The organism is Microcoleus sp. T3_A4 (assembly GCF_036700465.1).
Classification (GTDB): Bacteria; Cyanobacteriota; Cyanobacteriia; order Cyanobacteriales; family Microcoleaceae; genus Microcoleus.
Window position 1 is genome coordinate 167,459 of sequence record NZ_JAUBOY010000001.1, and the last position, 13,288, is coordinate 180,746.

The window sequence follows — 13,288 nt, forward strand, 5'->3', positions numbered from 1 at the left end:
CGTGCGGACAATTAGCGTTCCAATATCAACGGCAGTTGTCATATTTACCTCGATTGAGTTAACTTTATTCTATTGTAACGCAGCTTCATTTCTACCCGATCGCATTTATCAAGGTTAATCAATGCCATTAGCACCCCTGTTTCCTGTCGTTCATCCCATCCTCAAATCTGCTTTTCCCAGATGTCTGTGGACGGGAGATATCAACAGCCGAGAAATTGCCCTCACATTTGACGACGGGCCGCACCGTCAGCACACACCTCAACTTTTAAAAGTTTTAGATAAATACGACATCAAAGCTAGTTTTTTCTGGCTAGGTTTTTGCGTGGATCGGCATCCAGAAACGGCTAAAGAAGTGTACGATCGCGGACACTGGGTCGGCCTCCACGGCTATCAGCATATATCGTTTCCCAAACTAAAAACCCACGAACTCAAACAAAGTTTAGAAGACACGCAGAAAGCAATTGCCAAAGCTTGCGATTTAGACCCAAAATTAATCCTGGACGTGAGACCGCCCAATGGCATTTTTACGCCGCGAACATTAGAGTTATTGCAACAGTGGGAATATCGCCCCGTAATGTGGAGTGTCGTCCCGGAAGATTGGGTGCGACCGGGGGTGAGGAAAGTTATTAGTCGCATCGTGCAGCAAACTGAAAACGGATCTATTATTGTACTGCACGACGGCTATTGTGGCGGTGAAGATGTTGCAGCTTCGGCCGATAAAATAATTCCATTGCTTTTGTATAAAGGTTACAAATTCGTGACAGTCGATCGGCTGTGGGAACAGACCAACATTCAAATAACAGGAAATTAAATCCATGAAAAAAACACTGTTTGTAGCATCTCTTTGTTTGGCGAGTGCCGGATGGGCGATCGAGCTTTCTCCTGCTTCCCTAAGTGCAGAAACTCCACTTCTAGTGCAGCAGCCAGCCCCTGGCGTATCCGCGCCTGTCGCCAACTCCAAAACCCCACAAGTGGAACTGCTAAATCCGGGAGTGGAACCACGACAGGAACTGCGTTTAAAACCAGCTATTGATGTCAAAGAAACAACTGTGATGACCGTAAAAATGGATATGGAAATATCCGCATCCGGTCGGTCTTCGCCTGGGGCTAAAATTCCAGTATCGGTGATGACTTTCGAGACAAAAGTCACTAAAATTGATCCCAATGGCGATATTCACTACGAGTTTGCTTATACTAACTCAGATATCGCCGACGATACTGGAAATATGCCGCCAGCCGTCCGAGATGCCATGCGTTCCGCACTCAAAAGCATGGTGGGAGTGAAAGGCTCTTTCATCATGGACAATCGCGGTTTTCATAAAGGAGGCGACATTATTTTGCCCGAAGGAGCTGACAACAACCTCAAACAAATGGTTCGACAAATGTCTAAATCTCTAGAACAACTAGCCTCGCCGCTGCCTGCCGAAGCAGTCGGAAAAGGAGCCAAATGGCGCGTTTCTTCTTCCTCTGATTTCAGTGGCATGAATGTGAATGAAATTGCTACCTATGAATTGGATAGCTGGCAAAATGGGGTTGTGTCTCTGAATGTAAGTATAGAGCAGCAAGCCAACCCCCAAAATCTTACCTCTCCCCAACTGCCTGCTGGAACTACCCTAACCCTAAAATCTTTTAGTTCTCAGGGTCGGGGAGCAGCCACAATGCGCTTGGATAGATTAAATCCTTTTCGCTCTACTGTGTCTATTAGTTCAAATAGCGAAATGAGTGGTAAAACTGCTGGCAGTTCTGAAGAATTAACAATCACAACAAAAATGGCGATGGAGATGACTTTAGAGTCGAAGTAAGCTTTATTATAGGAACTCGAAAAATTAGGGACACGGCAGTGCCGTGTCCTTGGTCGTCGGTAAATTTTTAATAAATGGTATTAAATCTGGTTAATATAGCTGATATTATATAAACAAAGTTTCCCCAAGTTTGGAACGACAATTTGTAAGTAGAGGAGTCTGTTCTATGATTCGATCGCACAGACGGCAAGCTATTATCGGTTTAGTGGTAGCCCTAGTGATAATCATCGGAAATTTAATGTTTCCGGGTCTGAATGTAGCGCCGGCATTTGCTCAAGCCAAATTTAAGGATGTTAACAACCATTGGGCGCAAGCTTGTATTGAGGAGTTAGCAGATAAAAAAATTATCAGTGGCTACTACGAAGACGGCAGTTTTCGCCCGAATCGCCCCGTCAGCCGCGCTGAGTTTGCGGCGATGGTTCGCATGGCTTTTCCCGATGCCAAAACCGTCCGAGCTCCGATCGACTTTGCAGATATTCCTACAAATTACTGGGGTTTTAAAGCAATTCGAGAAGCTTATCAGACGGGTTTTATGTCTGGATACAGTGGCAGTATCTTTAACCCCACTTTGAATATTACCCGCTGGCAGGCTTTGGTAGCTTTAACCAGCGGCTTGAAATATACACCTACGGGGTCGGGGGCTGAGATTTTGGATGCGACTTTTGAAGATGCGCGGGACATTCCCGAACTAGCTAGAAGTGCGATCGCCGCCGCCACAGAAAAACAACTTGTGGTCAATTATCCCGCCGTCAAACAGCTAGAACCTACACGCAATGCTACTCGCGCCGAAGTCGCAACTTTTTTCTGTCAGGCGATCGCCAAACCCGGCCAAACTGCCTTAGTTCCTACCCAATATATTGCCCAAGTTCCGGCGAATATCGGCCCGCCGAGAACAACAGAAACCTCGGAAGCGGGGAAAGTTCGGGCGGAAGTTTCTTTCGTAAAAGAAGCAGAAAATGCTAAAAATCTCCGCATCAGAATTATCCGCGACGGTAAAAGTTTATTAGAAGAACCAGTGCTGATTCCGACTCGCTCTCTAGTAGATAACCCCGACCAAAGAGCCAGCGAAGAAATATCAGAAGGACGTTTTTTATCGCTACGAATCCGTGATTTAGACGGCGATAAGGAACCGGAAGTGCTGGCAGATTTAGTCTCAACCAAAAGCGGCGTCCGCTGCTGCAATTATTCGTTTATTTACCGCTACGACTCGGCAGCTAACAAATACACTCATATCAAGCATTTCTGGGGCAATGTGAGTTACGAAATAGTCGATTTGGGCAAAAATGATCTCCCAGAGTTTAAGAGTCAGGACGGTAGATTTTCCGAGGCTTTTACAAATTACGCTGATTCTCGCTTTCCGCTGCAAATTTGGCAGTACCGCCAAGGTAAAATGCAAGATGTTAGCAAACAGTATCCGGTGGAAGTATACACAAATTCTGCTGAGCTTTGGCTGGAATCTAACAAGCGTCTGAGTGAAAATGGGGAGGTGAAAGGGGTGTTGGCTGCCTTCATGGCGAACAAGTATGTCATGGGCCAGGAGGCGGAAGGTTGGCAGTTGTTGGAGAGGGTTTATCAAGGGCGCGATCGCACTCAATTCTTTGGGAAGTTGCGGGAGTTTTTGGTAAGTACGGGTTATGCCAGTAAGTAGACTTCGAGGTTTTTAACTGCAGATGAACCCGGATAAACGCTGATAATATCTGTAGGGGCGGGTTTGAATAATAATATCTAATTCCTATTGACAATATTACTAAACCCGCCCCCCTACAACAGATAACCCACGTCAATTATTCATCAAATTTCTCGTCACATATTAATTTGTTTAAATAAACTAAATTTCCTCACAAGGTGTGAAGAAATGCAAAGGGCTGTCGCTTTTTAGACCCTAAGCTAAAATAAAGATAAAATCTCAGATATTTAATCACTGAAAATGGTATATCCACCTGCACCTTGGAATCTGCAAGGTTATGCTGTTCAGACTTTACAATTGGTAGATGTGGCACGAGTGCGCCCCTTGGTTCCCTCTGAGTTAGAAATAGTCTCTTTATTGCCCGGAAAAACCCTAGGTGGCATTTATATATCCTCCTACGGGTTGGGTTCGGTGATGGAGTACAATGAGTTAATTGTAGTTAGCGCGATCGCCAATTATGCAGGAAAATGGGGCGCTTGGATTTCCCACATCTACGTAGACAATCCTAACTCGGTAGCCGGCGGACGCGAAATTTGGGGGCTTCCTAAAGAATTAGCTCAATTTAGTTGGGAAGGCAGCGATGCGGTAAAGGCAACACCGCTAGGCTACCGCGTCACGGTTTGCCAAGAAAACCGTCAACTGTGTAGCCTCAATTACAGCCAGCAAACTTTAGCCTTACCGCTGCCTTTTAGCGGAAATGTTTTCAGCGCTGACCGCAGCAATTTGCTGTTGTTTAAAGGAGGATTACAGTCTCGCATCGGTTTGATCCAAGGCGAATTAGAAGTGGCAGAAGAAAGTCCTTTTGCCACTTTAAACTTAGGCCAGCCCTTGCTAACATTTGCCTGCGAAGATATGCGTTTAACAGTCGGTGCGCCGGAATGTGTGGGAAACAGAGTCGTTGAATTCAGTTATTAGCTGTAAAGTGCGGGTATTTTCCGTCAACCTAAAAAAACAGAACAGCCAGAAACCCGGTTTCTTGAAGAAGCCGGGTTTCTGTCGCGACGTATTAGTTTGAGCTACTTACTAATCTTTTTGAGGAGTTAGGCATCCAACGGCTAAAAACCGGGTTTTTTCCTAAATGCGTCGTTGCGACATCCGAGAAACCGGGTTTTTTTTCGTAGTAAGTAAGTCCTATTTTTAAATGCCAGCCCCCGGAGCTGCTTCAGCACCCATTTCTAAAACTGTACCGCGAAGGAAATCAATTTGCTGCTGAAAGTCCATCCCCTGAACCTTTCCTAATAAAGCTTTTCCGGCGTCAGGAAGTTGATAGTCGGGAGGCATAGGAATAATAGTTCCTTCGTCCATTCCTACTGCTAGAAAATACCAAAAAGCCAGCTTGGTTTCTGGGCTCATCGAGCCGTACATCCGGCTGATTTCAGTATTGGCTTTTGAGGCAATGTCGCGCATTACTTGTAGTTGTGCTTCGTGGGGCAGGGGTTTGACTTGCTCGAACAAACCCTGAGCGATTTCGGAACCGGAAGCACCGGGAGCCGCTGGCGTTATTGACTTGCCCATTTCGGTGTAAACAAACCACAGCACACCTAATTGGTCGTCTACACTCAAGCTCTGGATATCTGCTTTTCCTTGGTCGTAAGCACCGGCAGTAGTAAAAGTCATTCAAGCCTCCAAAATAATATCTATTGCTCAGTTTTCTTATTTTTTAGAAAACTTTTGTTTGCTACTTAAGTTAAAGTACCTAATAAATAGTGATGCTAGAATCTTGCTTAAGACAGAGATGATCCCGGACATAAGTTCGGGGAGTAAATTAACCAAAATTGCGAAAATTTGCAACCAAAGGATGAGGAAAATTTGACCAGATTGTTGTTAGCGGAGCTCATGATTAGCATTGTTTAGCCGATCGACGATCGCCTATAATCGCAACAGACCTGTATTTAGGTGGCTGTTATGTCGATCGCAACTGCAAAACGCTTCACCATAGCGGAATATCATCGCCTCACAGAACTGGGGTTCTTTGGTGAGGACGATCGAGTTGAGTTAATTAATGGAGAACTTGTGAAAATGGCAGCTAAAGGTACCGCTCACGAAACCTGTCTGAGAAGATTATTGCGGGAATTAAGCGCCATAGTAGCAGAGCGGGCAACTTTACAGTGTCAATCTCCCATCGTTTTACCGACACACAGCGAACCTCAACCTGATTTTTCGCTCGTACAAAATCGCCCTGACGACTATCTATCCTCTCACCCCTGTCCAGGGGATATACTGTTGCTGATTGAGATTGCAGATTCTTCTTTGAGTTACGACAAAAAGGTTAAGCTCCCCCTTTATGCTGAAGCCGGAATCTCGAACTATTGGATATTTAATTTATTACAAACTTGCTTGGAATGTTACAGCGATCCGTATCAGAATGCCCCTGGCCAATTTGGTTGTCGCAGGACGCTGATTTTTCTGCCCAACGAGTCTGTTAATCTGCCTTATTTTCACGACTTGGCGCTCGATTTATCGAGAGTATTTCCGCCAACTATAGAATCCTGAAGGACTCTGATATTATTCCAAAGAAAATAGGCTGGCAAATAGCCAGCCTAGAATCAGGAGAACTTTATTTCCAATTGGTGGAAAATCTAGCTAAACAAACCCGAAATCCCGTTGACTGCTATTGCTCCCGCCAAAGCCGAAACAACCACAGAAGTCAGAGCCGTACCGAACAGCCACCAAGCAGCAGTTGCTGCGGCTTCGCGCGCATCTTCTGCTTGCTGCTTGGTCTTGTTTTTGAGCTGTTTAATGCGTTTTTTGGCTTCATTTTGCAGGCGTTCTGAACGCAATAAAACGCTGTCCCGGGCTCCTTCCATTTGGTCAACAATTCGGTGAGCGTCTGTCTCGGAAATATCGGAACGAGAACTCAGCAGGGCAACTAAAGTACCGCGATCGAACTCACCTAAACGCTCTTTAATCGCGTCAAATCCTGCCTGCGGGTCATCAAACACTTTACGCAAGTCCCGCTTGATGCCTTCGTAGTTGAGTTCTGGTCGATCGAGCGAATTGAGGTAATCCCGGATTTTCCCGAAAATACCATCCATTGCTGACTGGAACTTGTCCTGAACCATTTGAACTTGTTCGACAATTTGGTTGCGGACAGATTCAATTTGGTCGGCAATTCTGTTAGCTTCCTCGGACGAGATGTCTTCCCGCTGCGACAGCAATGCTACCAGAGTCGATCGATCGAAGTGCTTCAGGCGATCGCCCAAACTTTGCATCCCCATTCCCGGCTCACTAAACAGCAACTGCAAATCGCGTTTGATGCTTTCAGGATTGAGTTCTTCCTTGTCCGTATTCCGCAAGTAATTTTCCAAACTGCCTTGGAAATCCCGGACTGTTTTCTGAGCGCGAGATGCCAAGCGGCGGGGCGATTTCACGATGCTGCGAATCGAATCTTGCACGCGATCGATCGTCCGATTGATCTGTTCTTCGCTCAAATCTTCCCGCTGGGACAGCAACTTGACCAAAGTTTCGCGATCGACCTGAGAAAGTCTATCCCGAAGTGCCAAAGCACCCTCTTTCGGATTTTCAAACAATTGAGTTAAATCTCGATTGATGCCTTCTGGATCGAGTTCTTCCAGGTTTGTATTCCGCAGGTACTCGCCAATTTTTGCAGTAACTTCCTCGTACTGTTGCTTAGCTCTATCTGCCACCATTTGCGGCGCGTGGATAATGTTATCGCGCACAGATTCGATCCGGTCGATAGTCTGATTGATCTGTTCTTCGCTGAGGTCTTGGCGCTGTGACAGCAACTGCACCAGCGTATCGCGGTCGAATTGAGACAAGCGTTCTCTCAGCGCTTTAAATCCGGCTTCCGGGTCGTTTAACAGCGTTTGAAACTCGCGCTCGATAGCTTCAGGATTGAGCTCTTCCTTATTAGTATTGCGGAGATAGTCTTCTACCTTTTGTCGCAATTCTTGGGCTTTCGATTGCGCTTGCTCTTGCAATTCTTGAGCTCTAGAAATCACGCGATCGCGCGAACTTTCGAGCCGCCCAATTAACTGATCGGCTTCCTCTGGACTGAAATCTTCCCGCTGACCGAGCAACTGCACCAAAGTATCGCGGTTAAACTGCGAAAGGCGATCGCGCAAAGCCTCAAAACCAGCATCCCGATCTTCCAAAAGCGCTTGGAAATCCCGCTCGATACCTTCAGGATTCAATTCTTCCTTGCCGGTCGATCGCAAATAATTCTCAATCCGGCTCCGCAAATCTTGAGACTGTTCTTCACCTGCAGCAGCTTGCACAATTTCCAACACTTCTTGTCGGACACCTTCAAGCTGTTCGGCAATTTCCGTCACCTGTTCAGGAGCAAACCCCTCACGGCGGCTGAGAATCCCTACAAAATAATCGGGATTAAACAGCTCTAACTGGCGCAAAACGGCCCCCGGAGAAGCTTCCGGGTCGTAAATCACATCCCTAAATTCCTGCTTGATTGTCTCCCGGTTGAGATGCCAAGGTTGGGCATTCATCAAGTAGTTTTCCACATCAGCCTTAGCTGTATTGAAAGGCAGCGCAGGCACTTTGTCGCCCACCTTAGAAGCCAAAGATTTAGCTTGTTCCGTCCCTTTGGCTGTCAGTTGCTGCAACTGACCAGAGATTTTTTCAACATCCAAATCAGACAAATCCGTCCGCGACAAAACAGTGCCCACAAGAGATTCGACACCCAACTGCATCGCTCGCTTCATGCCGCTGCTGGATTTCGATTTGTTTTCCCTACTTTCCAGAATTTGAGACAGCTTGGCGTTGAGTTCGTCAGACTTCAGCAAATCGGGAGCCGCAAACTTGAGAAAATCAACCAACTCTAAATTCGGGTCTTTCTGCTCTTGCTGCTTGCCGAAAGTTTGCTTCCAAACGCCTTCGAGTTGGTCAGCAACTTGAGTTATTTCCTCTTGAGAAAAGTCTGTGCGACTCTTAACTAAATCCACAAAAGTCTGGCGGTTAACATTCTTCAGAACGTCGCTTCCCGCAAGAGATTTGATATCTGCATCGCCCAGCAACTTTTCAAATTGACCGCGAATTTCCTTAACATCTAGTTTCGGTAACTGCAAAGAACCCACATAATCTTGCAGTGTTTCGCGAATGCTCTCCGGGTCTACAGCCGAACTCAACTCGCGGCGTACAGCGGCAACAGATGCCTCTACAGTATTGACCATTTGGTCGCTGGCCATCTTGCCGCCGATCGCTGCACCAGCAGTACCCATGACGCCTTGAACGCCGGAAAAAGCAGTTTTTATCAAGGAACCGATCATGGAACCGACGGCGCTAGAACCGAGCCACACCAGCGTTAAGAAGTACGCCGACCAAATGACTACACCAATAATTGCCGCTCCGTCTACCGAGGCAATTGAAGTTAGTTTGACCGCCAGAAAACAAGCCAAAAATAAAGCCAGGTTAACGGTGACTAAAATCCAACCCCCGACTAGACCTTCGATTTTCCGAACTTTACTGCCTAAACTTTCCGACTCATCATCATCGTCATCGTCGGGTAAAGCCTCGTCCCAATTTGAGATTTTGGCAGCGATCGAGAAATTTGTTAACAGGAATTGGAAGCCGAAAGCCATAATGACTCCGGCGATTAATGCCACGAAAAACTGCGGGCTTAAAAACATCAGCCCTCCGATATCGGGGTGGTCAAATGGCACATCCATTTCTACTGGCATTTGGGCAATATTGAATTTGGGACTGTACAGCGACATTAATAACTCGCTTTCAAACATAATTTACCTCCTAATTTTTTATGCCTAACTCGGCATGGCGAAAATTATCCCCAACTTTTTTATAGGGGATTTTGTAATCTTTAGATGATGGTTTGTTTTGGTTCGGCTTTATCTTACGGAAAGCCTTATTTGTGAAATTGGGATGAGTAGTAAATCAGTTCTCTAGTTATCTCATCCTTATTGCTTATTATGGCTGTGGAAGCTAAAAAATAAATCCGTCTAAAGTCAGAAATCAGTCTTTCTGGGACTAATAGCAGCAGAGTTCGCATAAAAGTGGCAAGTTTGAGGCGGGGGGCGATCGCCACCAGTTCTAAATAGTAGTAAAGTGCGATGTGGTGTACTCTACATATCGTAGAGTGCGCTAGCGAGTTAGGATTCCGTTTGATTTTCCGGCTCAAAACGAGCGAGTAATTGCGATCGATCGAGCTGCATAATCATTCGCGCTCTCGATGGGTTATAGTTGAATTAAAGGCTCGATTAGTTGGGATAATTCTTCATCTATATTGCCAAAATACACTTGTAACAGACTCTCGACTATCGGGCGTTTACTTTGCTGAATACCTTGCTGAATACCTTGCTCGATAGCTTGCTGAATACCTTGCTGAGTTGCTTCTTCAAGCCGTTGTAAATAGAGTTGTGACAGTTCCATAATTAACTCCCGATTTTCTCGATATATAATAAATAGTAAAGTGATATTTAGCGCCCCCTACATATCGTAGAGCGCGCTGCTGAGTTAGGATTCCGGTTGGTTTTTCGACTCATCGAAACGAGCTAGTAATTCAGAGCGTTCGAGCTGCATAATCAGTCGCGTGCGATCGAGGGGTTCTAGCTGAATCAAAGGCTCGATTATTTGAGCTAATTCTTCATCAATCTCGCCAAATTTTACTTGTAGCAGATTCTCTACTATCAGGCGTTGAGCGCGCTGAATACCTTCCTGGATACCTTGCTGAATACCTTGCTGAATACCTTCCTGGATACCTTGCTGCATACCTTGCTGCATACCTTGCTGAATACCTTGCTGGACACCTTGCTGGATACCTCGCTGCGTTGCATCTTCCAGCCGTTGCAAGTAGAGGGGTGACAGTTCCATAATTAACTCCCGATCTTCTCGATCTATGTCTTGACGTACTTCTAATATCGTTCGCAAGTTGTACAACAATTCTAACGCATTCAACCGAAACACATTATCTGAGGGTAATTCTCTCAATTCGGCAACCGCTTGCTTCTGCACGTTTCCCTTCCCCAAAACTCTCAGCCACAGCGTTTCTGGAGTGCGGGGCAGTTGGTGAATGGCAATAATCGCTGCTTTCAGAGATGGGCCCAGAAAATAAACTCCATTTACCCAATTTTCCGGTTCGGGAATGGCTCGAAATCCAGCTAGCATCGTATCGGAAACAGTCGGCGACAGTATCCAGAGTTGGGGCAAGTCTGCCTCTGCAATCCGGGTATTTTCTCTAGCTGCGGCCCGTTCAAATTCGCCGTGGATATCGAAGAGTTTGCCCAGACAACTGCGAATTTCTCCGATTTGGACTGGGCTGCGGAAGGGTTCAAATACAGCGGGTTTTGCTGCGATTTGACCCAAAATGCCGAGGGCTGTTGCTTCGACTTCCGGTTCGGCTTTCGGGGAAAATAAAACGTCAACCTGCCTCACTTCTCCAGCGACATCCCGGCTGGTTTCTACATTACCGAGAGGGGTTAATAGTTCTTTCAAATACTGTTTAGCAAATTGGTCGTGGATGAATCTAGTCATGATAATTTTTAGCTATCAACTGTTTAAAAACCTCGCCATCAACTGTCAACTGTCAACTGTCAACTGTTTGCAGCATTTACCCTCACAGTTGCGAAGGCTGCGAATACAGCCGTAATCCTCGAAACGTTGACTGTGTTTGCGAACAGTAGGATAGGCAAGCAAATGTAAAGGAATTCCGATTATTTTGTAAAGCAATCGACCAGCAGCATGAACAATATCCCAAATTTCGCTTAAATTAGGTTCTCGAACAAATTCTCCTATTTCATCTTTTAAGGCAAGCCACTGAGATTGCACCGTAGGAGAGTGACAATTATCAAATACTGCCATACCTTTTTCGTAGTTTTGCCAAATTTTATTCATATATTTAATCAAATCCGCCTCACCTCTGATAATATCAGAAGTTAATCTGAGATTACAATCATCCGGTATTTTAAGGAAATCAGCCATGCGACTCTCTCAAATGCTTTTTGTTACCCTGCGCGAAGACCCGGCAGAAGCAGAAATTCCCAGTCACAAATTATTACTCCGTGCCGGATACATCCGGCGCATCGGTAGCGGAATTTACGCTTATCTACCTTTAATGTGGCGAGTTCTCAAAAAAGTATCTCAAATTGTCCGCGAAGAAATGGACGCTACCGGCGCTCAAGAATGTCTCCTCCCGCAATTGCAACCGGCCGATTTGTGGCGGGAATCCGGTCGCTGGGACACCTACACTCAAGCTGAAGGTATTATGTTTGCCATGACAGATAGGCAGCAGCGAGAATTGGGACTGGGCCCAACTCACGAAGAAGTGATTACTACAATTGCTAAAGATATGATTCGTTCCTATCGGCAATTGCCTTTACATCTTTATCAAATCCAAACTAAGTTCCGCGATGAAATTCGCCCGCGTTTCGGGTTGATGCGCGGTCGCGAATTCATTATGAAAGATGGCTATTCTTTCCACACTAACGAAGAAAGTCTGAAAAAAACTTATCAGGATATGGCTCAAGCTTATAGCAATATGCTGCGCCGATCGGGCTTGCAATTCCGAGCAGTAGATGCTGATTCTGGAGCAATTGGTGGCTCTGGTTCTCAAGAGTTTATGGTGTTGGCTGAAGCGGGAGAAGATGAAGTTCTTTATACTGAAGATGGTCAGTATGCAGCTAATGTGGAAAAGGCTGTATCGATGCCTGCTGATGCTGAACCGTCGCCATTTGCAACTTTTGAAAAGCGGGAAACGCCGGGAACTGAAACAATTGATAAACTTTGCAATTTTTTGAAATGTTCTCCGACGCAAGTTGTCAAAAATGTGCTTTACCAAGCTGTTTACGACAATGGCATGACTGTTTTGGTATTGGTAAGCATTCGCGGCGACCAAGATGTGAATCAGGTAAAGTTGCTGAATGAGTTGACGAAGTTAGCGGGCAATTATCAAGCTAAAACTGTTTTATTTTTGACTGTTCCCGATGCGGAAGCTCAGCGGAAATGGGCAGCTAAATCTTTACCTCTCGGTTATATGGCTCCCGATGTTGGTGATGATTATATCGCTGGAAGCAAGCAGGTAAACTCTAAGTTTTTGCGTTTAGTCGATCGCACTGCAGTTGACCTGACAAACTTTGTCACCGGTTCAAACGAATCAGGATACCACGTTGTCGGTGCTAATTGGAACAAAGAATTTCCTCTACCAGCAACGGTTGTGGGTGTCAGAACAGCCAAAAAGGGCGATCGGGCCGTGCACAACCCCGAACAAACCTTGCAAAGCGCCAGAGGCATCGAAGTCGGCCACATCTTCCAATTAGGAACCAAATACTCCCAAGCAATGGGCGCTACCTACACCAGCGAACAAGGCGAAGAAATGCCCTTTGTTATGGGCTGCTACGGCGTCGGCGTGTCGCGGCTAGCTCAATCGGCCGTAGAACAATCCTACGACAAAGACGGGATAATTTGGCCAGTGGCGATCGCCCCGTATCACGCCATCATTAGCATCCCTAATATTTCCGACGCCCAACAAGTAGAAGTCGCCGAAAAACTCTACGCAGAACTCAACCAATCGGGCATTGAAACGTTACTAGATGACCGCGATGAACGAGCCGGAGTCAAATTCAAAGATGCTGATTTAATCGGCATTCCCTATCGCATTGTTCCGGGCCGTTCGCTGAAAGCAGGCAAAGTTGAAGTCGTGGAAAGAGCCACTCACAAATCACATGAAATTCTTCTTGATGAAGTAAATTCTACTTTAAAACAGTGGATTGAAGCCGCCATCAACTAAGACTTTTTAACCCGTAAGGTGCGCGCTAGGCGCACCTACATTTAGGCTCGCAATGTGCGCGGTGTACACCCTACATTAGCTCCCCTC

11 protein-coding genes are annotated in these 13,288 nt (G+C 46.0%); 6 read left to right on the plus strand and 5 right to left on the minus strand.

What is annotated here, in order from left to right; translation table 11 throughout:
* The first annotated feature begins 121 nt into the window (after window positions 1-121).
* The 4 genes from QUA07_RS00710 to QUA07_RS00725 all read left to right on the plus strand — a co-directional run bounded on the left by QUA07_RS00710 (window position 122) and on the right by QUA07_RS00725 (window position 4,404).
* Entirely contained in the window at window positions 122-811 is a 690-nt protein-coding gene (locus tag QUA07_RS00710) for a polysaccharide deacetylase family protein (RefSeq protein WP_333321628.1), read from the plus strand.
* A 4-nt stretch (window positions 812-815) separates the two neighbouring features.
* Window positions 816-1,802: a DUF6263 family protein gene (locus QUA07_RS00715; protein ID WP_333321630.1), complete on the plus strand. Its 987-nt coding sequence runs from the start codon at window positions 816-818 to the stop codon at window positions 1,800-1,802.
* Between the two features lie 166 nt (window positions 1,803-1,968).
* Window positions 1,969-3,450, plus strand: a complete 1,482-nt coding sequence (locus tag QUA07_RS00720; protein ID WP_333321633.1) for an S-layer homology domain-containing protein — start codon at window positions 1,969-1,971, stop codon at window positions 3,448-3,450.
* Window positions 3,451-3,729: 279 nt separating this feature from the next.
* Entirely contained in the window at window positions 3,730-4,404 is a 675-nt protein-coding gene (locus tag QUA07_RS00725) for an acetoacetate decarboxylase family protein (protein WP_333321635.1), read from the plus strand.
* A 222-nt stretch (window positions 4,405-4,626) separates the two neighbouring features.
* On the opposite strand, the gene QUA07_RS00730 is transcribed toward QUA07_RS00725, so the two are convergent.
* Window positions 4,627-5,106: an orange carotenoid protein N-terminal domain-containing protein gene (locus QUA07_RS00730; RefSeq protein ID WP_333321637.1), complete on the minus strand. Its 480-nt coding sequence runs from the start codon at window positions 5,104-5,106 to the stop codon at window positions 4,627-4,629.
* A gap of 288 nt (window positions 5,107-5,394) precedes the next feature.
* Here QUA07_RS00730 and QUA07_RS00735 point away from each other — a divergent pair, with 288 nt between their 5' ends.
* The gene (locus QUA07_RS00735) at window positions 5,395-5,982 is read left to right on the plus strand and encodes a Uma2 family endonuclease (RefSeq protein ID WP_333321639.1); all 588 of its coding nucleotides are present in this window, start codon (window positions 5,395-5,397) and stop codon (window positions 5,980-5,982) included.
* A gap of 86 nt (window positions 5,983-6,068) precedes the next feature.
* On the opposite strand, the gene QUA07_RS00740 is transcribed toward QUA07_RS00735, so the two are convergent.
* From QUA07_RS00740 to QUA07_RS00755, 4 genes are all read right to left on the minus strand, one after another.
* Window positions 6,069-9,200, minus strand: a complete 3,132-nt coding sequence (locus QUA07_RS00740; RefSeq protein WP_333321641.1) for an MFS transporter — start codon at window positions 9,198-9,200, stop codon at window positions 6,069-6,071.
* A 454-nt stretch (window positions 9,201-9,654) separates the two neighbouring features.
* Window positions 9,655-9,849, minus strand: a complete 195-nt coding sequence (locus QUA07_RS00745) for a hypothetical protein (RefSeq protein WP_445242829.1) — start codon at window positions 9,847-9,849, stop codon at window positions 9,655-9,657.
* An 84-nt stretch (window positions 9,850-9,933) separates the two neighbouring features.
* Window positions 9,934-10,950, minus strand: a complete 1,017-nt coding sequence (locus QUA07_RS00750) for a hypothetical protein (protein WP_333321643.1) — start codon at window positions 10,948-10,950, stop codon at window positions 9,934-9,936.
* A gap of 45 nt (window positions 10,951-10,995) precedes the next feature.
* Entirely contained in the window at window positions 10,996-11,397 is a 402-nt protein-coding gene (locus tag QUA07_RS00755) for a hypothetical protein (protein WP_333321645.1), read from the minus strand.
* Here QUA07_RS00755 and proS point away from each other — a divergent pair.
* Window positions 11,396-13,201, plus strand: coding sequence for a proline--tRNA ligase (gene proS, locus QUA07_RS00760; protein ID WP_333321647.1), 1,806 nt, complete (start codon window positions 11,396-11,398; stop codon window positions 13,199-13,201). The two genes, QUA07_RS00755 and proS, sit on opposite strands and share 2 nt — an antisense overlap.
* Window positions 13,202-13,288: the final 87 nt, after the last annotated feature.

What these genes read in the sequence shown, in the direction of transcription:
- QUA07_RS00715 (WP_333321630.1), top strand. Translation starts at nt 816, where the DNA reads ATGAAAAAAACACTGTTTGTAGCATCTCTTTGTTTGGCGAGTGCCGGA.
- QUA07_RS00745 (WP_445242829.1), bottom strand. Translation starts at nt 9,849, where the DNA reads ATGGAACTGTCACAACTCTATTTACAACGGCTTGAAGAAGCAACTCAG.
- proS (WP_333321647.1), top strand. Translation starts at nt 11,396, where the DNA reads ATGCGACTCTCTCAAATGCTTTTTGTTACCCTGCGCGAAGACCCGGCA.
- QUA07_RS00750 (WP_333321643.1), bottom strand. Translation starts at nt 10,950, where the DNA reads ATGACTAGATTCATCCACGACCAATTTGCTAAACAGTATTTGAAAGAA.
- QUA07_RS00730 (WP_333321637.1), bottom strand. Translation starts at nt 5,106, where the DNA reads ATGACTTTTACTACTGCCGGTGCTTACGACCAAGGAAAAGCAGATATC.
- QUA07_RS00755 (WP_333321645.1), bottom strand. Translation starts at nt 11,397, where the DNA reads ATGGCTGATTTCCTTAAAATACCGGATGATTGTAATCTCAGATTAACT.
- QUA07_RS00710 (WP_333321628.1), top strand. Translation starts at nt 122, where the DNA reads ATGCCATTAGCACCCCTGTTTCCTGTCGTTCATCCCATCCTCAAATCT.
- QUA07_RS00735 (WP_333321639.1), top strand. Translation starts at nt 5,395, where the DNA reads ATGTCGATCGCAACTGCAAAACGCTTCACCATAGCGGAATATCATCGC.
- QUA07_RS00720 (WP_333321633.1), top strand. Translation starts at nt 1,969, where the DNA reads ATGATTCGATCGCACAGACGGCAAGCTATTATCGGTTTAGTGGTAGCC.
- QUA07_RS00725 (WP_333321635.1), top strand. Translation starts at nt 3,730, where the DNA reads ATGGTATATCCACCTGCACCTTGGAATCTGCAAGGTTATGCTGTTCAG.
- QUA07_RS00740 (WP_333321641.1), bottom strand. Translation starts at nt 9,200, where the DNA reads ATGTTTGAAAGCGAGTTATTAATGTCGCTGTACAGTCCCAAATTCAAT.